General features: G+C 67.2%; 20 protein-coding genes. 5 read left to right on the top strand and 15 right to left on the bottom strand.

The features are described 5' to 3' along the window. Positions 1-20: 20 nt before the first annotated feature. From rph to hemW, 3 genes are all read left to right on the top strand, one after another. Positions 21-752 carry a ribonuclease PH gene (gene rph, locus M5C98_RS18055; protein ID WP_272548835.1) on the top strand — a complete coding sequence of 244 codons (732 nt, stop codon included), beginning with the start codon at positions 21-23 and terminating at the stop codon, positions 750-752. Positions 753-978: 226 nt separating this feature from the next. Continuing rightward, positions 979-1,578 (top strand): RdgB/HAM1 family non-canonical purine NTP pyrophosphatase, encoded by a 600-nt coding sequence (rdgB, locus tag M5C98_RS18050; protein WP_272548834.1) that lies wholly within the window; start codon positions 979-981, stop codon positions 1,576-1,578. A 31-nt stretch (positions 1,579-1,609) separates the two neighbouring features. Continuing rightward, complete coding sequence (hemW, locus tag M5C98_RS18045; RefSeq protein WP_272548833.1) at positions 1,610-2,866, top strand: radical SAM family heme chaperone HemW; 1,257 nt, start codon at positions 1,610-1,612, stop codon at positions 2,864-2,866. Positions 2,867-2,933: 67 nt separating this feature from the next. Here the strand turns inward: hemW and M5C98_RS18040 are convergent, their stop codons facing one another. The 5 genes from M5C98_RS18040 to M5C98_RS18020 all read right to left on the bottom strand — a co-directional run bounded on the left by M5C98_RS18040 (position 2,934) and on the right by M5C98_RS18020 (position 8,442). Beyond that, positions 2,934-3,260: an I78 family peptidase inhibitor gene (locus M5C98_RS18040; protein ID WP_272548832.1), complete on the bottom strand. Its 327-nt coding sequence runs from the start codon at positions 3,258-3,260 to the stop codon at positions 2,934-2,936. 114 nt (positions 3,261-3,374) lie between these two features. After that, entirely contained in the window at positions 3,375-4,904 is a 1,530-nt protein-coding gene (locus tag M5C98_RS18035; RefSeq protein ID WP_272548831.1) for an SPOR domain-containing protein, read from the bottom strand. A gap of 51 nt (positions 4,905-4,955) precedes the next feature. Further along, entirely contained in the window at positions 4,956-6,263 is a 1,308-nt protein-coding gene (locus tag M5C98_RS18030) for an SAM-dependent methyltransferase (protein WP_272548830.1), read from the bottom strand. Further along, a complete protein-coding gene (locus M5C98_RS18025; protein ID WP_272548829.1) occupies positions 6,260-7,054 on the bottom strand; it encodes a DUF1365 domain-containing protein in 795 nt (264 codons plus the stop codon). The genes M5C98_RS18030 and M5C98_RS18025 overlap by 4 nt, the downstream gene beginning before the upstream one ends. Beyond that, positions 7,051-8,442 carry an NAD(P)/FAD-dependent oxidoreductase gene (locus M5C98_RS18020; RefSeq protein WP_272548828.1) on the bottom strand — a complete coding sequence of 464 codons (1,392 nt, stop codon included), beginning with the start codon at positions 8,440-8,442 and terminating at the stop codon, positions 7,051-7,053. Before M5C98_RS18020 ends, M5C98_RS18025 begins: the two co-directional genes overlap by 4 nt. 187 nt (positions 8,443-8,629) lie before the next feature. On the opposite strand from M5C98_RS18020, the gene M5C98_RS18015 reads away from it, so the two are divergent. Continuing rightward, positions 8,630-9,217 carry a sigma-70 family RNA polymerase sigma factor gene (locus tag M5C98_RS18015; protein ID WP_272548827.1) on the top strand — a complete coding sequence of 196 codons (588 nt, stop codon included), beginning with the start codon at positions 8,630-8,632 and terminating at the stop codon, positions 9,215-9,217. Continuing rightward, on the top strand, positions 9,214-9,879 hold the full coding sequence (locus M5C98_RS18010) for a ChrR family anti-sigma-E factor (protein ID WP_272548826.1): 666 nt from the start codon (positions 9,214-9,216) through the stop codon (positions 9,877-9,879). The genes M5C98_RS18015 and M5C98_RS18010 overlap by 4 nt, the downstream gene beginning before the upstream one ends. Before the next feature lie 39 nt (positions 9,880-9,918). Here M5C98_RS18010 and M5C98_RS18005 read toward each other — a convergent pair whose 3' ends face one another. From M5C98_RS18005 to M5C98_RS17960, 10 genes are all read right to left on the bottom strand, one after another. After that, a complete protein-coding gene (locus M5C98_RS18005) occupies positions 9,919-10,338 on the bottom strand; it encodes a DUF2177 family protein (protein WP_272548825.1) in 420 nt (139 codons plus the stop codon). Positions 10,339-10,358: 20 nt separating this feature from the next. Next, the gene (locus M5C98_RS18000) at positions 10,359-11,021 is read right to left on the bottom strand and encodes a DUF6134 family protein (protein WP_272548824.1); all 663 of its coding nucleotides are present in this window, start codon (positions 11,019-11,021) and stop codon (positions 10,359-10,361) included. Further along, on the bottom strand, positions 11,018-11,824 hold the full coding sequence (locus M5C98_RS17995) for a DUF1295 domain-containing protein (protein ID WP_272548823.1): 807 nt from the start codon (positions 11,822-11,824) through the stop codon (positions 11,018-11,020). Before M5C98_RS17995 ends, M5C98_RS18000 begins: the two co-directional genes overlap by 4 nt. After that, positions 11,821-11,958 carry a hypothetical protein gene (locus M5C98_RS17990; RefSeq protein ID WP_272548822.1) on the bottom strand — a complete coding sequence of 46 codons (138 nt, stop codon included), beginning with the start codon at positions 11,956-11,958 and terminating at the stop codon, positions 11,821-11,823. The genes M5C98_RS17995 and M5C98_RS17990 overlap by 4 nt, the downstream gene beginning before the upstream one ends. 137 nt (positions 11,959-12,095) lie before the next feature. Continuing rightward, positions 12,096-13,733 carry a histidine kinase famiy protein gene (locus tag M5C98_RS17985; protein ID WP_272548821.1) on the bottom strand — a complete coding sequence of 546 codons (1,638 nt, stop codon included), beginning with the start codon at positions 13,731-13,733 and terminating at the stop codon, positions 12,096-12,098. A 179-nt stretch (positions 13,734-13,912) separates the two neighbouring features. Continuing rightward, entirely contained in the window at positions 13,913-14,914 is a 1,002-nt protein-coding gene (locus M5C98_RS17980; protein ID WP_442867293.1) for a cytochrome d ubiquinol oxidase subunit II, read from the bottom strand. Positions 14,915-14,930: 16 nt separating this feature from the next. After that, positions 14,931-16,298, bottom strand: a complete 1,368-nt coding sequence (locus M5C98_RS17975; RefSeq protein WP_272548819.1) for a cytochrome ubiquinol oxidase subunit I — start codon at positions 16,296-16,298, stop codon at positions 14,931-14,933. A 6-nt stretch (positions 16,299-16,304) separates the two neighbouring features. Next, the gene (locus M5C98_RS17970) at positions 16,305-16,892 is read right to left on the bottom strand and encodes a GbsR/MarR family transcriptional regulator (RefSeq protein WP_272548818.1); all 588 of its coding nucleotides are present in this window, start codon (positions 16,890-16,892) and stop codon (positions 16,305-16,307) included. Positions 16,893-17,002: 110 nt separating this feature from the next. Further along, the gene (locus M5C98_RS17965; RefSeq protein ID WP_272553329.1) at positions 17,003-17,878 is read right to left on the bottom strand and encodes a ZIP family metal transporter; all 876 of its coding nucleotides are present in this window, start codon (positions 17,876-17,878) and stop codon (positions 17,003-17,005) included. A 122-nt stretch (positions 17,879-18,000) separates the two neighbouring features. Next, positions 18,001-18,966, bottom strand: coding sequence for a ferritin-like domain-containing protein (locus tag M5C98_RS17960; protein ID WP_272548817.1), 966 nt, complete (start codon positions 18,964-18,966; stop codon positions 18,001-18,003). Between the last annotated feature and the right edge of the window lie 89 nt (positions 18,967-19,055).

The following is a 19,055-nucleotide window of genomic DNA, read 5'->3' as shown; positions in this document are numbered from 1 at the left end:
TTTCCTACCCCCTCCATTCCATGACCTCTTTCACCCGCCCGGGCGGCCGCGCCGCAGACCAGTTGCGCCCGGTGCGCATCACCCGCCACTACACGATGCACGCCGAAGGCTCGGTGCTGATCGAGTTCGGCAACACCAAAGTGCTGTGCACCGCGTCGGTGGAAGAGCGCGTGCCGCCCCACAAGCGCGGCAGCGGCGAGGGCTGGGTGACGGCCGAATACGGCATGCTGCCCCGTTCCACCCATACCCGCAGCGACCGCGAGGCCGCCCGCGGCAAGCAAAACGGCCGCACACAGGAGATCCAGCGCTTGATCGGCCGCAGCCTGCGGGCCGTGTTCGACTTGAAGCGCCTGGGCGAACGCACCCTGCAGCTCGACTGCGACGTGATCCAGGCCGATGGCGGCACGCGCACCGCCGCCATCACGGGCGCGTGGGTCGCTGCGCAGGATGCGGTCGCGTACCTGATCGCGCGGGGCAAGCTGGCCGAATCGCCCATCACCGGGGCGCTGGCCGCCATTTCGGTCGGTATCGTGGAGGGCACGCCGCTGCTCGATCTGGAATACGTGGAAGACGTGGCCTGCGATACCGACATGAACGTGGTGATGACCGGCGCCGGCCACTTCGTGGAGGTGCAGGGAACGGCAGAAGGCGTGGCGTTCACCCGCCAGGAGATGGACCGCTTGCTGTCCCTGGCCGAAAAGGGCGTGGCCGAACTGGTGGCGCTGCAGCAGCAGGCGCTACTGATTGCATAGCGAATTTTGCCAGGGGGATAGGCGGTGGCGGCCATTCTGATACATGAATATTTCGCGAAAATCATCCCCTGATGCCTGCCAGGGCAACCCCGAACTCCCGTGCGGCGGATGGGCTGGAGAGATCTTTCCTGCGCTTGGCTGCTCACAGGCACCGCAGAAACAGCAATTGCTATTAATTTGATAGCTGTACGCCCTAGATAAATATGCGCCGAAGGCCTTTTTGACCATGAAACTCGTACTCGCATCCAACAACCAGGGCAAGCTGGCCGAACTGCAAACCCTGCTGGCCCCGCTCGGGGTCGTGCTGGTCCGCCAGTCGGACCTGGGCGTCGGCGAGGCGGCCGAGCCCTTTCGCACCTTCGTGGAGAACGCGCTGGCCAAGGCACGCTTTGCGGCGCAGCACACGGGCCTGCCGGCCCTGGCCGACGATGCCGGCCTGTGCGTCGATGCCTTCGGTGGCTTGCCCGGCGTGGACACAGCCTATTACGCGACGCAGTTCGGCTACGAGAAGGGCGACGCGAATAACGTGCGCGCGCTGCTGGAGCAGATGCAGGGCATCGACCAGCGACGCGCGGCGATGGTCAGCACGCTGGTGGCGGTGCGCACGCCCGAGGACCCGGAGCCGCTGATCGCCGTGGGCCGTGTCACGGGCGAGATCGCGCGCGAGCCGCGTGGCAGCCAGGGCTTCGGATTCGATCCGATCATGGTCGTGCCCGAGTTCGGCAAGACCTTCGCAGAGTTGCCGGTGGAGGTGAAGAATGCCCACAGCCACCGGGGCCGTTCGGCGCAGCAGATGCTGGCGCTGATGCGCGAGCGCTGGTTCTGAGGCGCTCGCGCCTTTTCGGAGATTCCTGGCCGTGTCCCTTTCCATTCCCATCGTTCCCGATGCCTCGGCCGAGGCTGCGCCGGCGCCCGTGCGCGACGTGCAGCACTCCATGCGGCCGGGCGTGCTGCAGCTGGGCACCCTGCCGCCGCTGTCGCTGTATGTGCACCTGCCCTGGTGCCTGAAAAAGTGCCCCTACTGCGACTTCAATTCGCATGAATATCGGGAGGGGGGCGGCGCGCAGGCCCTGCCCGAGCAGCGCTACCTGGACGCGCTGATGGCCGACCTGGAAGCCTCGCTGCCGCTGATCTGGGGCCGGACGGTGCACAGCATCTTCATCGGCGGGGGCACGCCCAGCCTGTTCTCGCCCGCCGCCATCGACCAGTTGATCGGCGGCCTGCGCGCGCGGCTGCGCCTGGAGGCCGACTGCGAGATCACGATGGAGGCCAACCCGGGCACGTTCGAGAAAGACCGGTTCCGCGCCTTCCGCGCGGCCGGGGTGACGCGGCTGTCGATCGGGGTGCAGAGCTTCGACGACCGCTTCCTGAAGGCGCTGGGGCGGGTGCATGACGGAGCCCAGGCCTTGGCAGCCGTGGAAGAGGCTGCGCAGTCGTTCGAGACGTTCAACCTAGACATCATGTACGCCCTGCCGGGCCAGACGCTCGCCGACCTGGAGCAGGACATGCGCACCGCGCTGGCGCTGGGGCCGCCGCACATCTCGATCTACCACCTGACCATCGAGCCCAACACGCTGTTCGCCAAATTTCCGCCCGTGGTGCCCGAGGACGACCAGGCCTACGCCATGCTGGACCGCATCACCGAGATGACGGGAAAGGCGGGGTTGCAGCGCTATGAAATCTCGGCCTATGCGCGCGAGGGCCACGGCTGCTTCCACAACACCAATTACTGGCAGTTCGGCGACTACCTGGGCATCGGCGCCGGTGCGCACAGCAAGATCAGCTTTGCCCACCGCGTGGTTCGGCAGGTGCGCTTTCGGGACCCGGGGCGGTACATGGACCACGCGCTGGCGGGCCATGCGGTGGCGCAGGACGACGAGGTGCGCCGGGCGGACCTGCCGTTCGAATACATGCTCAACGCGCTGCGCCTGCGCGAGGGGTTTGCGCTGCAGGACTTCATGGCCCGCACGGGCCTGCCGTTGACTGCGATTGCCAAGGCGCTGGACGAGGCCGAGCGCAAGGGCCTCATCGAACGTGACATGGTGCGCGTGCGCCCGACGGAGCGGGGCTTCGACTTCCTGAACGACCTGCAGTCGCTGTTCCTGGCGGATTGACGGCGCAGGGCCGGGGCGCCTGGATCGTCGCCGGCCCATGCTGCCAACTCACGCCAGGCGGTGAAGGTCAGCCGCAGCGTGCCGCGACGATGCGGCCGTTGGCATCCACCTGCAGATTCAGTCGCGTGGCGTCGAATTCCTTGGTCACGATCTGGTCGGGGCGAAGCACCCGGGCCATCTGCGCGCCGGAGCGCACCCGCGCCTCTTCAACCACTTTGGCCGTGCTGTTCTGGCCCACCACCATCTGCGCGGGCGGGCCGCTGCAGAGGCCGCCCACGGGCGCGCCCGTGCTGCTGGTGCTCGGCGTGGAACTGCCCCAGGGGGCGTTGGTGGTGCAGCCTGCCAGCAGAGCGGCGGCGGCGAGGGCGAAGGCCGTCAGGGAACGTTGGGACATGGTGGATCAGCGATTGTCGTTGGTGAAGGGAAGGCGAACACCTTAGCGCAGGGTTTTTGCGGCCGGGTCACCAGTGGTAACGCGCCGGCCGTCCCGCGGTGGGGGATCGCGGGGTCATTCCTGCGCCGGGGCGGGCAGCGCGGCGGCGGAGGCGTCCAGCCCCAGGTCGCGCACTTTGGCTGCGGCGGCGTTGGCTTGCGAAGCGGAGGCAAACGGCCCGACCCGCACGCGCAACAGCTTCTGGCCGCCCGATGTCGTGATGGGTTGCGACGTGGCTGGCAAGCCCACCTCGCGCAACCTGGCGTGGGCGCGGCGCGCATTGGCCGGGTCGGCGAAAAGGCCGACGTTGATGTACAGGCGGCGCTCGGGTGCCGGATCTGCGCTGGCGCTGGTCGTGCTGGCGGCTGGTGCCGCGGCTTTCTCCGATGCCGTTGCGGCACGTGGCGCAGGCGGCTTTGGCGCGGAGGCCCTGGGTTTCGCCGCTTCCGGTGCTGCACGGCTGGCGGGAGCGGTTTTCGATGCAGCCGCAGGGGCTTGCGCCGGTTCCGATGCCGATGCTGCGGGAGTCTGCGTTGGCATGGTTGCCGTTGCGGGTGCGGCAGAAGAAGCGGCGCGCGTGGCTGGCGGCGGCAATGGTGGCAAGGCCGCTTGCGTCGCGCTCCGGGTGGAAGGGGCCGAAGCCTGCAGCGCTGTGGCGGGCGTTGAGGTGGGAGCTGTCGTGACCGGCGATGTGGCCGCAGACGCGGTGGGCGCGCGCACGGGTGCCTGAGGTTTCTGTGCGTTTGCCGGCAGCGAAGCGGCAGAGGCCGGCGTGGCGGGCGCGCTCGCGATCGCACTGGCTGCTGGTTGCGCGGCAGGGGCCGCACTGCGCGAGGGGGCAGAAGCGGTGATGGCGGTGGGCAGCGAGGCCGGCGCCGATGCTTGCGGCGCCATCACCGCGCTGGGTGCGGCTGCGTTTGATGCCGCCGCTGCCGCTGGGCCCGGCACGGAGGCCGGCACCATTCCGATGGCGTTCGTTGAGGCGCCTGGCTTGGGTGCAGCTGCGGGGCTGTTATCCCCCCCCAGCCCGGCGAGCGATGCCCCCGAGGGTATCCACAGGTAGAGCGCGAGAGCCGCGACCGCCAGCGCCCCATTGGCGGCGGCGATCCATCCCAGCCGTCGCCGGGTCGCCGCGTGGCGGGTGAGCCATTCGGCCGCCTGGGGCAAGGTGGCCGAGGCCGACAACGCCTTGGTGATCCGCTTGCGCACATCGGCATGGAAGATGGCGTCGCCGTAGAGTCCCGGCACCACCGTGGCGGCCAGCAAAAGAGCGAGCAGCACGCCCGCCAGCACGGGAAGCGGCCACTGCATCACGGTTTGCCCCAGCGCAAACACCAGCAGGGCCACGCCTTCGAGGGCCGCCACGTAAACCAGAGCCGCGCCCCACAGTTGGCGGAACACCAGCCAATTCAGCGTGCAAAGCGCTGCAGCCCAGTTCCAGCGCGGCAGCGGGCGCCCTGCGATGTCAAGGCGCTCGAAGGCGGGCAGGTAATAGTCGGCGTTGATCGGGCCGATCGCAGCGCGGTACAGCGTTCCCATCGTGCTGTCGTCGGAGCGTCGGGGAACGAGGGCGGCATGGGCCGAATAAGCCGTGTGGGCAAGCATGGCGCGATTCTGGCACGCACCCCGCCGTGCGGGGCGGTGGGGGTGCGCGGTTCAACCTTGGTGGAGCGGGGCTTTTTGCGTGGCCTGGGCCGCGTCGGCAGGTGCCGCATGCACGATGGTGTACAGACCCACATCCACCCGCCCGGTGCTGAAACCGGCTTCGCAGTAGCACAGGTAGTACTCCCACAGCCGCCGGAACGGCGCATCGAAGCCCTGCGGCTCGATGGTGGGCCACGCGCTTAAAAAGCGGTGGCGCCATTCGGCCAGGGTGGTTGCGTAGCTGTCGCCGAAGGTTTCCGACGCCTGCAGCGCCAGGCCGGCGTTGGCCAGCGCTTGCCGCAGCCGTGAGGGCGACGGCAGCATGCCGCCCGGGAAGATGTAGCGCTGGATGAAGTCCGTGGTGTTGCGGTACTGCTCGAAATGCGAGTCGGCAATGGTGATGACCTGCACCACGGCCCGGCCGCCGGGGCGCAGCCGCTCCTTGAGCGTCTCGAAGTAGGCGGGCCAATAGCGCTCGCCCACGGCTTCCAGCATTTCGATGGAGACGATGTGGTCGAACTGGCCTTCGACATCGCGGTAGTCCTGCAGCCGCAGGTCGATGTGTTCCGTGAGCGCTTCTTCGCGCACGCGCTCGCGGGCATGGCGCAGTTGCTCGGACGAGAGGGTGAGGCCGGTCACGGCGGCCCCCGTGTCGCGGGCCAGGGCGATGGCCAGGGCGCCCCAGCCGCAGCCGATCTCCAGCACGCGCTCGCCGGCCTGGGGCGCCAGCAGGGTCGCGATGCGGGCCAGTTTGGCCTGCTGCGCCTGCTCCAGCGATTCCTGGCCGGTGGCGTAGATGGCGCTGGAATAGAGCATGTCCGGGTCCAGCCACTGGGCGTAGAAGTCATTGCCCATGTCGTAGTGGAAGGCGATGTTCTGGCGGCTGCCCCGGCGGGTGTTGGCGCGGCGCAGATGGAACAGCCGTGCCAGCAGCCGCGCCGGCAGGCTGGCCTGCAGCGCACGGCCCCAGCCGGCCTCGTTGCGCACGCCCAGCTCCAGCAGGGCGGCCAGGTCGGGGCTGGACCACTCGCCCTGGCGGTAGCTCTCCGCCAGGCCCAGGTCCCCGCCCACGGCCAGGCGCCACAGCGGCCGCCAGCGGTGCAGCACGATGGTGCCGTGGGGGCCGGGCTCGGCGCCGCGGCCTTCAGCACGCTCGCCTCCGGGCAGTTCCACGGTCAGCGTGCCGCAGCTCACGTTGGTCAGCAGGCGGCGCAGCACGCGCTGCAGGGGCCGCGACCGCCAGGTGGTCCGGTGGGGCGCCGACGCGACCGCCTGGGTGCCGTCCGTCGGGAGTCCGGTGGAGGGGGTAGGGAGGGTCATAGGTCCTTGGCTTTGATGATGGTCACGGGCAGGGCCGGGGCGGGCGGCTTGGAGTGCAGGGGCACGCCTTTGACCCAGAGCTTGAGCGCTTCCCAGTGGATGGCGCCCATCACTTTGAGCGTGAGCAGCGGGTGGGTGATGAAGGTGCGGGCGAGGGCACGGTCGCTCAGGGTTCGGCGGCGCGCGTGGAAGCGGGCGACCAGCACCGGGCCGCTCGCATCGCTGGCCGTGATGCCGATGCCCAGGTGGTCGCGCTGCGCCGCCGGAAGAGCCACGTCGAAGGCATAGCGCATCGACAGCCCCAGAAAGGGCGACACATGGAAGTCCTTCTCGCACGACTGACGGATGCGGGTGGCGTGCTGCTGCGCTTCGGGCACGGCGATGAGGTAGCTATGACGCTCGCCGAAGGTGTTGCTGACTTCGTAGAGCAGGGCCTGGAGCGCGCCGTCGGGCCGGTGGCAAAAGTACACGGTCAGCGGGTTGAAGACATAGCCCAGGATGCGCGGCATGGTCAGCATTTGGATTCGGCCGCCGGTTGCCAGTCCGGCTTGCGCCAGTTGTCCATCGACATGCTCGCGCATCGATAGCCCGTCGGCGCCGCCGTAGTCCTTTTCGTGCAGGCTGAACAGGTTGAAGCGGTTGACGGAGAACAAGCGCAGGTGGCGGTCCAGGCCAGCCAACTCGTCGAGGTCGATCAGCAGCGAAAAGACGCGGTACTGCAGCCGGTGCCGGGCGGGACTGAGCCGCTGGTGCATCACGCGGCCGGCGTAGAGCGCGGACTGGCCGGTCACGGTGTGTTTCCCTGGTGCGCCGTTGCGCTTGCGTGGGCCGGCAGATGGATGCGGCCGGACTCGTTGTCCACGTTCCAGGGCCGGCGCACGCCGCCCAGGGCCTCGGCCACGGCAAGGCCGGCCTGCAGGCCGTCTTCATGGAAGCCGGAACCGAAGTAGGCGCCGCAGAACCACGTACGGCGCTGGCCCTGCAGTGTCCACAGCGATCGCTGGGCCCGCATGGCGGCGCCGTTGAAGATGGGGTGCTCGTAGGTCTGCGTGTGCAGCAGGTGGCGGGGGTGCGGCTCCTGCGTTGGGTTGAGCGTGAGAAACAGCGGGGTCGTGTCCGGAATGTGCTGCAGGCGGTTCATCCAGTAGGTCACGCTCAGGGCCTCGCTGCGCTCGCGCTCGGCCGCATAGTTCCAGCTGGACCAAACGGCACGGCGCTGGGGCATGAGGGCCGGATCGTTGTGCAGCACGGCGCGGTTGCGGCTGTAGCCGAAGGCGCCGAGCAGCGTGGACTCGGCTTCGCTGGCATCCGGCAGCAGGCGCAGGGCCTGGTCGGCATGCGTGGCGATGACCACCTGATCGAAGCGCCGCGACTCCTGCGCATCGCCTGTACGCACATAAACGCCTTCTGCGGTGCGCCGTATTTCGATGGCTGCACTTTCCAGGTGCATCCCCTGCCCGAGCACATTCGTGAGCTTTTGCACGTAACGCTGGCTGCCGCCTTGCACGGTGCGCCAGGCCGGGCGGTGCCCGAGGTTCAGCAGGTGGTGGTTTTCGCAAAAGCGCACGAACGCCTTCACGGGGTATTCGCCGATGCGTGCCGCGGGCGTGGACCAGATGGCCGCGGCCATGGGATAGAGGTGATCCTCGCGGAAGGCCCGGCCATAGCCGTGCTGGTCGAGGTAGGCATCGAGCGAGAGGTCGTCGAGCCGGTGCACGTCGGCCGGCGCCTGGCGATAAAAGCGCACCAGGTCGCGCAGCATCGACCAGAAACGCGGGCGCAGCAGGTTGCTGCGCTGCGCGAAAACGCCACCGAAGCCCGAGCCGCTGTATTCGAGCGCACCGCCATCCAGGCTCACGCCGAAGGACATGTCGGTGGCCAGGGTGGCGACCTGCAGGTGGGCGAACAGCGCGGTCAGGTTGGGGTAGGCCGACTCGTTGTAGACGATGAAGCCGGTATCCACGGCGATGTCGCCGTCAGGGCCAGGCACCTGCACGGTGTGGCTGTGGCCGCCAGGCCGGTGATCGGCCTCGAACAGCGTGACCTGGTGGCGCTGCGCGAGCAGCCACGCTGCCGACAGGCCGGAAATGCCGCTGCCGATCACGGCCACGTCAAGTGCACGCCCCGATGGGACGGTATGGGGGCGCGATGCGGGCGCGGGCGCCGCATGGATTGTCATTTCTTCATCCTCGAAGTCTCCTCGCGGGGTATTGTGTCGGTATACGCATCGGCCACGCGTTTGGATTCCACCAGATGGACGTGATCTAATCCGCCGGGTGTTGCGTAAGAGCAGCATGACCACCGCCCGCCAGCCCTCAGAGCGACCTTCCAGGCCTCGAAAATCCTGGCCTCCCTACCTGTCGATCGTGACCCAGCCAAACACGTTAGGAGCCCATCTGACGGCAGACGCGTTGAGCGCCCTGGTCCAGGCAGTGGCCGCCCAGGGCGACCGCCAGGCATTCGCTGCGCTGTTCAAGCACTTCGCGCCGCGCGTGAAGGCCTACCTGGTGCGTCTGGGCACCCCGGAGAGCGTGGCGGAAGACCTGGCACAGGAGGCGCTGGTCAGCGTCTGGCGCAAGGCGCACCTGTTCGACCCGGCCCACGCCGGCGTTTCCACCTGGGTTTTCACGATTGCGCGCAACCTGCGGGTGGATTATTTCCGGCGCCGATCCAATCTGGCGCTGGAGCTGGACGAAGGGCAGGCCGAACAGTTGCCCGACACTGCGCCGCCGCTCGATGAGCACTGCTACGCCGCGCAACAAGAAAGCGAAGTGCAGCGTGCCCTGCAGCAGCTGTCGCCCGATCAGGCGCAGGTCTTGCGGCTGTCTTTCTTCGAAGAGCATCCCCACGCCCGGATCGCGCAGGATCTGGGCATTCCGCTGGGCACCGTGAAGTCTCGCGTTCGCCTGGCGATGAACCATTTGCGCCGGTTGCTCGGCCACCTTGAGCCATGACGATCCAACACCATCCCGCAGACGACGTGCTGCTGGCCCAGGCCGCCGGGCACTTGCCGGCGGCCGCATCGCTGCTGATCCAGGCGCATGTGGCCATGTGCGCGCATTGCCGAGAGCGACTTTGCACGCTCGAAATGTTAGGCGGGGCCATGCTGGACGCCATTTCCCCGGCCACCTTGGAGCCCGATGCCTTGGCGCGCACCCTGGCTGCGATCGACGGTTCTGCGCATCGCCACGGCCGTGATTCCACCCGCCGGGCATCGACGCGCCCCGCGTCCTGGCCTGAAGGCGCTTTCTGGCCGGATGCGCTCGATGCCTGCCAGGTGTCGCCCTGGCATTGGCTGGGCCCTGGTATGCGCTGGAGCCGCGTGACCCTGCCTGGCGATGCAAAAGCCAATGTTCTGCTGCTGCGCATCGGTGCAGGCAAGCGTTTGCCGCAGCACACGCACAGCGAAATCGAGTGGACCCAGGTGTTGCATGGCGCCTTCCACGATGGACGTGCGCTGTTCGGCCCGGGGGATTTCGATGGTGCCGACACGCAGGTGCACCATCAGCCGGTGGTGGAGCCGGGGGGCGAGTGCATCTGTCTTGCGGGCATCGAGGGCCGGGTGGTTTTCGATGGCGCCATCGCGCGCTGGGTTGGCGCGCTCGCTGGGATGTGATCGGGACCGCGCCCCTGCCTGGGGCGCGATGCCGTGAGATCAGCGCAGTGGGCCGCCCCAACGCAGGGTGGCCAGGCAGGCCGCCGTGGCGGCAGCACCCGTGACGAAGGCGCCCCAGCACATGTCGGCGATCGTCACGCTCCACGGCCAGTCTTTCAATGTCGCCTGGTTGGTCAGGTCGTAGGTCGCATAGGCGATGAATCCCAGCAGAGCGCCCATGCCCAGTGCCGACACCCAACTGCGCTGCTCCACCGCGGGTAGCACGGCCATCACGACCACGCCGGCCACGTAGATCAGGTAGAACAACGCGGCAGGCGCCACCGAAAATTTGTCCTGCATGAGGTGCCCGATGCCGGGGCGGTAAAGGCGGTCGGCCATGGTGCTGAGCCATACGGCGTCGAGCGCCAAAAAGACGAGGGCGGTGGAGGCGTAAGCGACGGCAAGGGGGCGGATCATCATGGGTTTCTCCTGGGGCTCGGTTATTTCAATCGGTAGCTGAGTTTGCGGCCGCCGCCCACGGTGGAATCGAGGCCGATCCACGCGCCGTCGGCGGCATACCAAAGATCGATGGGTTGGGGCGGCCCGGTGATGCGCCAGCGCACCGCGGCAACGGTTTCGCCGCGCACATCGATGGAGCCTTCGTCCTGCCGCGCCATTTGCACCGCATCGACCTTGCCCGTCTGGGCATTGAGCAACTGCGTCTGGCTGCGGATGGCCGGGTTCCAATACGCAAAGCTCATGGCGCATGCAGGCATGCCTTCACTCGGCGGTAAGGCGCTGCCGGGTGCGGGAAAGCGCAAGTCCACTGGGGTGACCTTGCCGTCGTCCTGCGTCTGCGCCGTGAGGGCTTCAAGGCAGCCATTGCGCCAGAGTTCGCGGGCGTCATGCCGGTAGCGGTACACGGTGATGCCGAGCAGCTTGACGGTAAAACGCGCTTCGCTGGTCAGCGTGCGTTGCTCGGCCGCAGTCGCCATGAGGCGAAAACGGTGTTCGCCGATCGGCTCGCCGTCCAACGTCACCTGGAATTTCCACTCGCCCGCTGCCGGCATCGCCGCGGCAGCGGGGGCGGCAGACGTGGCCCAAAGCAGCGCGGTGGCGCACAGCGCAGGTCGTGTGCGAAGAAGGGAGGGGCGACAAGTCATCGGCGGGCTTTCGTGCGCGGCGGGCCCGGAATGAAGGCGTTGGTGCGCAGCATGTAGTCGCGATAAGCGGGGCGGCGTTCTGCGATGTCTTTCTCCAGCAGCGCCACACCCGAGACGCGCAGCAGCAGGACCGTCATGAGCAAGGGGGAAACCACGGTCCAGACGCCTGCCCACCCGGTTGCGCCCACCGCCAAGAGCCAGATGCCCCACCAAACGCAGGCTTCACCGAAGTAGTTGGGGTGGCGCGTGAACCGCCACAGGCCCCGGTCCATGACCTGCCCCGCATGGGCCGGGTCGGATTTGAAGCGGGCCATCTGGGCATCGCCCACCGCTTCGAATACGATGCCGAAGACGGCCAGGGCCATGCCGATCCAGTCGATCACGCTCAGTGCGCCCGGCGTTGCGGCCAGGCCGGCAAGCAGCGGCGCCGAGACGATCCACGCCAGCAAGGCCTGGAGGCCGAACACCAGGTACAGGCTTTTGAACGCGAAGTTCGGGCGGTTGCGTTCGCGCATGGCACGGTAGCGGTGGTCCTCTCCGTGCCCCCAATTGCGCCGCGTGATGTACGCACACAGCCGCAGCCCCCAAACGCCCGAAAGCAGCAACAGGGCGATGCCTCTGGCGCCCACGGTGGGCGCCAACGCCCAGTACACCGCCCCGCAGCCGGCAATGAGCACAGGCCACGCCCGGTCTGCCAGGCTGGCGTCCTTGCGGGCGAGGCTCCCCAACCAGGTGAGGGCGGAAACGGACAGGGCCCAGGCGAGACTGTACAAGGCCCAGGTGACGGTTGCCGAGGTGTTCATGCTGTTGCGGCGAGTGGGCGGTGCCGTGACGGTTCGCGCTCATCGAACGGGCAGGGCGCTTCGCGGTGGGCGAACGCATCGGGCACGGCGCCTTGCTCGGCCCGTCGGATGGCATTGGCGGTACTTCTGGGCATGTGCGGCTCCTGGGCTGTCGCGTCGAAATGTGCGGCCTGCTCCCTGTACGCAGGCGCGCTGCCGTTGGATCGCCTGGCGCGGGAAATTTAACGAGTAACCGCCGCGCCGCCGCGCCCGGATGCCAGTGTGCAGTGGCTCAGGTCTTGTTGCCTGTGGCGCCATCCAGCACCATGCGCACGCTGCGTGCAAGGTCTGCCAGCCGGTAGGGTTTTTTCAGGATCTCGAACTCGGTCGGGGCCACGTTGGACAGGCTGCCCATGTCGCGGTCAAACCCGGTGGTCAAGAGAATATGGATGCCGGCGACGGTCTTGCGCAGTTCCCGGGCGAGTTCATAGCCGTTGAGTCCCCCGGGCATGACCACGTCGGTGAAAAGCAGGTCTGGCAGCGCCTGCTGCGGCAACGAGCGCACCAGCTCCAACGCGGCATGCGCGCTGTGGGCCACATGCACCTTGTAGCCCAGCCCTTCGAGCATGGCGCACGCCAGGTCGGCCACCTCGACCCGGTCGTCCACCACCAGAATGGTTTCGTTGCCTCCCCGGCTTTTGGATGACAGCGATTCGGCCAGCTCTGGATGGGGACGGCCGTGGACCGCAGGGAAATACATGCGGACGGTCGTGCCCAGGCCCACTTCCGAATAGATGGTGACGGCGCCGCCCGACTGCTTGGCAAACCCATACACCATGGATAAGCCCAGGCCTGTGCCCTTGCCTTCTTCCTTGGTGGTGAAGAAAGGGTCCATCACGCGCGACACCACTTCGGTCGGGATGCCGGTGCCGGTGTCGGTCACCGAAATGGTGGCGTAGCGGCCAGGCTGCAGTCCTGAGAAAGCGTTTCCGTCCTGCGCGCTGAGATCGATGCCTTTGGTTTCCACGCGAATGCGGCCTCCGTTGGGCATGGCGTCACGGGAATTGAGCAACAGATTGAGCATCGCCACTTCGAGCTGCGTGTTGTCCAGTTCGCAGTTGGGCATGTCTTCGCCCAGCACATATTCCATCTCGATGGCTTCGCCGAGCGTGCGTTCGGCCAGCGTGGCCATGCCTCTGGCGAGGTTGTTGAGGTTGACGACCCGCCCTTTGAGCTTTTGCTTGCGCGAGAACGCCAGTAACTGTTGGGTCAGCGTGGAGGCCTTGGCGACTGCGCTGCGGATGCTGTCGATGGAGCGGTCGATGTCCTGCAGCGCCAAGCGGTTGTTGCGGTTCTTGACCCGCATCACGTCCAGGTGCCCCGACATGACCTGCAGCAGGTTGTTGAAGTCGTGGGAGATGCCGCCGGTGAGCTGCCCCAGGGCTTCCATCTTTTGCGCCTGAGAAAGGGCTTCTTCGGCGTCGCGGCGCCGGCTCACGTCCAACTGCGAGGCGAAGAAATACACCAGTTCGCGCCGGCTGTTATAGACGGGGGAGATGAACAATGCATTCCAGAACGAAGAGCCGTCCTTGCGGTAGTTCAGCAGTTCCAGCGAAATCTCGCGACGCTCCCCGACGGCTTCGCGAATGGCGGCGATGGTGTTGCGGTCGGTCCCCGGGCCCTGCAGGAAGCGGCAGTTGTGGCCCATGATGTCGTCGATGTCGTAACCGGTCATGGCCACGAAGGCCCGGTTGCAGAACACGATGGGGTTGTCGGGCTGGCGGGGATCGGTCACCAGCATCGGCATGCGGGTGGTTTCGATGGCCGCAAAGAAGATGTCGTCCCGGTGGTCAGACACTTCGCTGGGGGCGCCTTCGGCCACGTAGGCTTGCCACTGGCCGGGTATGGGGGGCTTTTCGCTGCTGCTCATGCTGCCGAATCGTAAATGCAATCGTTATTTCGGCAGCACGCCAAATTGGCCTGCCCGGTGTAGGCGCAAACGCCGCGACTGCCTTTATTTTCAGCGCATGGCCTGGGCGGCTGGCGCAAACTCCGAGGGGAGTTGCGGCGCACGCTGATCGGAAGGGATGGCAGCGCGACTGCCGGTTTTCACAGGCCGTACGTCAGTGCTTTCGCCTTGCCCCAGAACACCCGGTACATGAAGATGGTGTACGCAATGATGGCCGGCAGGGTGATGCCGACGCCCACCGCCACCACCACGAGCGACTCGGTCGCGCTGGCCGCCTGCCACACCGTGATGCGGTCGATGACGATGTAGGGATAGAGGCTGTACGCCAGCCCGAAGAACGCGAGGAGGAACACCGCGACGGTGGCGACAAACACGATCCAGCCGTAGCCCGCGTTCACGATGCGCGGCGTGTGCAGCACATGGTGGATGGCGAAGACCGCCGCGGCGCAGGCGAGGGGAATGGGCAGCAGCACGAAGAGCTGGGGCAGCGCGAACCACTTCTCGAACACCGTGTGGCTGACCAGCGGCGTGGCCAGCGAGATGGCGGCCAGCGCCAGCGCCATGGGCCACAGCACGGCGCGGCCCCACGCCAGCGCCTTGCGCTGCAAATCGCCCTCGGTCTTCATGAGCAGCCAGCCGACCCCCAGCATGCAATAGGCGGCCGGCAGCGTGGCGGCAATGCCGGCGGCGAACAGCGTGGGCCACAGGCCCTCTGCGAAGCCGGTCACGTAGGCGCCCAGCATCCAGCCCTGCGCGAGCGTGGTCACCAGCGAGCCGGTGGCGAAGGTGCGGTTCCAGGCCGTCTTGTGTGAATCGCGTGCCTTGACCCGGAAGTCGAACGCCACGCCGCGCAGGATGAGGCCCAGCAGCATCACGGTCGCCGGCGCGTACAGCGCTGAAAGCACCACGCCGTGGGCCATCGGAAAGCACACGAGCAGCACGCCCACGCCCAGCACCAGCCAGGTTTCGTTGGCGTCCCAGAACGGTCCGATGCTGGAGACCATGGTGTCTTTTTCGGCATCGGTGGCGAAGGGCAGCAGCATGCCCACGCCCAGGTCGTAGCCGTCCAGCACGACGTACGCCAGCAGGGCCAGGCCCATGACGGCCATGAAGGCGAGGGGCAGAAGATTGGCAAGGGTCATTTCCATGGAGGGCACCTCAAACGGCTTGCGGCGCTGGCGGACTGACCGCGGGCGTCGGCATGGCCGCGTGTTCGGCCATGTATTTGATGACGGCGATGTAGCTCACGAGCAGCGTGGCGTACACCGCCAGATAGGCGGCGAGCGACATCGCCACGGTGGACGGCGGGTGCTGCGCCACGGTGTCTGCGGCGCGCAGCAGGCCGTACACGAGATAGGGCTGCCGTCCGATCTCGGTCACGTACCAGCCGGCCAGCGTGGCGACCCAGCCAGAAAACGTCATCGCCACGAGGGTGAACAGCAGTGCGCGCGGAAGCGACGCAACGGGAGAGGCTGCCTTGCGCCGGCGCCACAGCGCGAACGCACTCCACCAAGCCACCAGCAGCATGAGCATGCCCATGCCCACCATCACGCGGAAGCTCCAGAACACGGGTGCCACGGGCGGATGCGCGCCTGCGAATTCATTGAGACCCTTGAGTTCGGCCTCGCTGTCGTGCGCCAATATCAGGCTGGCGGCTTTGGGAATCTGCACGGCGTAGTCGGTGCGGCCCTCCTTTTCGTTGGGCAAGCCGAACAGCGTGAGCGGCGCGCCTTTCTCGGTGTGCCAGATGCCTTCGATCGCTGCGATCTTGGCCGGCTGGTGTTGCAGGGTGTTGAGGCCGTGCATGTCGCCCATCAGGATCTGCGCCGGAATGGCCACAGCCACGGCGACGATGGCGGCGCGCAGGGCCAGCGGGGTGCCACGGGTGGCCGTGCCGCGCACCAACTGCCAGGCGCTGACGCCGGCTATCAGAAAGCCAGCGGTTAGCGTAGAGGCGAGCAGCTTGTGTCCCAGCCGGTAGGGAAAAGAGGGATTGAAGACGATGGCCAGCCAGTCCACCGCATGGAACTTTCCATCGATGATCTCGAACCCGGCGGGCGTCTGCATCCAGGAGTTGAGGCTCAGAATCCAGAAGGCCGACAAGGTGGTGCCGCCGGCCACGAGCAGCGTGGCGATCAGGTGCACGCGGTCGCTCACGTGCTGGCGGCCGAACAGCATGATGCCGAGAAACGTCGCCTCCAGGAAGAACGCGGTGAACACCTCGTAGCCCAGCAGCGGGCCCGCGATGTTGCCGGCGCGCTCCATGAAGCCGGGCCAGTTGGTGCCGAACTGAAAGCTCATGGTCACCCCCGACACCACGCCGAGGGCGAAGGTCAGCGCGAAGACCTTGGTCCAGAAGTAGTAGGCCTGCTCCCAGCCCAGCGCGGCCGGCGTGCCGACGGCCGCCCGGTGGCGCAGCCGGAAGTACACCAGGAACCAGCACAGCGCGATGTTGATCGTGGGGAACAGGATGTGAAAGCTGATGTTGGCAGCGAACTGGATTCGCGAAAGCATGAACGTGTCCATGGTGTGTCACTGGTCCTTTCCGCCCTGCTTGCCGGTGCCGCCCTTGCCGGTCAACCGGTCCTTGAACTCCAGCACGCGTGTGACGGCAGTGCCCATGCCCATGAGCTGCATCGCGGTTTCGGGGGCGAGGCGCTGCACGTCGTCGAACCAGGTCATCAGGCGGTCGATGAGGTCGTGCATTTCCTGCATGCGCTGCTGCGCATGGCGTTCGTCCTCGGAGGTGGGCTCTTCCAGCAAGGCCATGCGCAACATGGACAGTGTGGGTTCGATCTCGCGGCGCCTGCGCTCTTCGGCCAGGGTGCGAAAGATTTGCCACACGTCTTGTGGTGCCTCGAAATACTCGCGCCGGTCGCCGGGCTGATGGCGCAGTTGAACGAGGCGCCAGGCCTGCAGTTCTTTCAATCCCATGCTCACGTTGGAGCGGGAGAACTCCAGCGTTTCGGCGATCTCATCGGCGTTGACCGGCCGTGGCGAGAGGTAGAGCAGGGCATAGATCTGTCCGACGGTGCGGTTGATGCCCCAGCGGCTGCCCATTTCGCCGAAGTGGGCCACGAATTGTCGGTTCAAGGAGGGAAGCGGCTTGATCTGTGTCATGCCGCGATTGTGCCTCGGGTTTATTGAATTTTCAGGATTTACTGAAAATTCAATAAACCAATCAGGGTCGGATCATCAGCAGAAAGCGTTGCAAAGCCGGGATGGGCTATTCATCCCAGGGCGGTATCGAGCAGCATCATCACCACGAAGCCCAGCATCAGCCCTCCCGTGGCGAAGGCCTCGTGGCCTTTGCGGTGGGATTCCGGAATGATCTCGTGGCTGATGACGTACAGCATGGCGCCTGCGGCCGCGGCGAGCCCCCAGGGCAGCAGGCTGGCCGACAGGCCGATCAGTGCCACGCCCATGATGGCCGCCACCGGCTCGATCAGGCCGGACACCACGCCCAGGCCTGCGGACATCCAGCGGCCGTAGCCCACGCCGCGCAGGGCCAGCGCCACCACCATGCCCTCGGGCACGTCCTGGATGGAGATGCCCGCGGCCAGTGCCTTGGCGCCCACGCCGTCCGGGCCGGCGAAAGCCACCCCGATGGCCAGGCCCTCGGGCAGGTTGTGCAGGGTGATGGCGAGCACGAAGAGCCAGGCGCGCTTGATGGCGCGTGCCTGCGGGCCTTCCAGCCCTTTCACGAAATGCTCGTGCGGCACGGCGCGATCGATCAGCAGCAGCAACAGGGCACCGCCCAGGATGCCCGCGCCCACGATGCTGCCCGCGCCCCAAGGCCCGGCGCCCTGGGACTTCGCCGCGGCCAGGGCGGGAATGACGAGGGAGAACGCGCTGGCCGCGAGCATGACCCCGGCGCCGAAGCCGAGCATGGTGTCGTGCGTGCGTTGCGAGAACTTCTGCGACAGCAGCACGGGCAGTGTGCCCAGGGCCGTCGCTGCCGCGGCCATGAGCCCGCCCAGCAGGGCGCCGCGCATCCGGTCGTCTCCGCTGACCAAGCCACCCATGGCCTGCGCACCGAGGATGGCCGCGCCTGTGGCCACGATGCCCAGCCCCAGCCATTGGCGCCAGGAGAGGGCGTGATGCATGGGCACTTCGGCATGGCTCGCCGGATCATGGGAAGGCAATGGCATGGCAAGGACTCCTGCAAGGATGGGCGGGGTGTGCGGAAACCACGGCGGCACGGCGCCGTGGCGGTGCCGTCGGGCGGCTACATGTACACGCTGCTCAGCCGCAGGCTGCCATTCACGCCGGCCGGGAAGAACCCGCCCTGGCTGGCCGCGTTGGGCGTGAGATACACGATGTTGAGCACATCGTCCGGAGAGCGGCTGTAGGCGATGCCGTTGGCGTCCAGCGGAACGATGTTCGATGCCCCGCTGGCATCGGGCGCGATGCCCTGGTCCAGGTCCTTGGAGTTGTCCAGGGTGTCGCGCGCGTCGGAAATCTTGCCCGCCGCCGCCTGGGCGTCGATGCCCTTCGAATACAGCACGGTGCGCACCAGGCCCGCGTGGTAGGCCTCGGCGGCCAGGATGCCCGCGGCGGCCTCCAGGTAGGTCTTGTTCTGGATCAGTGGCGCAGCGCCCTTGTAGGCCGTGACGCCCACGTCCTCGAAGATGAACGCGCCCAGCAGAAAGCTCAGGTCGTCCTTGTAGGGATTGAAGGCCGTACCGGCCGGGATCAGCCCCGAGGCCTGTGCCGCCTTGGAGAAGGCACCGTTCGGGTCGGTGCCACCCACATCGATCGACGGCATGGCGACTGCGGACGATCCCAGGGCGGCCCGAAGGAAGTTCACGTGGGCCAGCTCGTCGGCGGCGATCTCCTTGGCGTAGGCCGCCACCACCGGGTCGGAGAAGGGCACCTTGGTGCCGCCGATCACGGTGCCGCGCGTGCCCGTGCCGGTGGTCTGCGCATCGGGCAGGCCGGCGCCGGTCGTGGCGTAGAGGTAGAACTGCGCCTCCAGGTACTCCAGGTTCAGCGCGAAATTGAGGATCTCCGGATCGGTGGGCGCGTCGGCGCCGACGGCCGGGCCCGAACCGCCGCCGCACGCGGTCAGGATGGCCCCTCCCGCCATGCCGGCGGCAAAGCCCCCGGTCTTGCGAAAGAACATCCGACGCGCTTTGAGCTTGTCGGAGCGGCGTTGCAGGATTTCAAGGGGCGATGCAGGGAGGTCGATCATGGTGGTTCCTGGTAGTGTGCGGAGCACGAAGGTCACATGTCGGTCCAGCGGCAGGGAGCCGTTGCCGGAGAGGCAGGAAAGCGGGGCCG

Origin of the sequence: Acidovorax sp. NCPPB 3576, assembly GCF_028473605.1 — a bacterium.
Classification (GTDB): Bacteria; Pseudomonadota; Gammaproteobacteria; order Burkholderiales; family Burkholderiaceae_C; genus Paracidovorax.
This window is presented reverse-complemented; position numbering and strand designations above follow the sequence as displayed.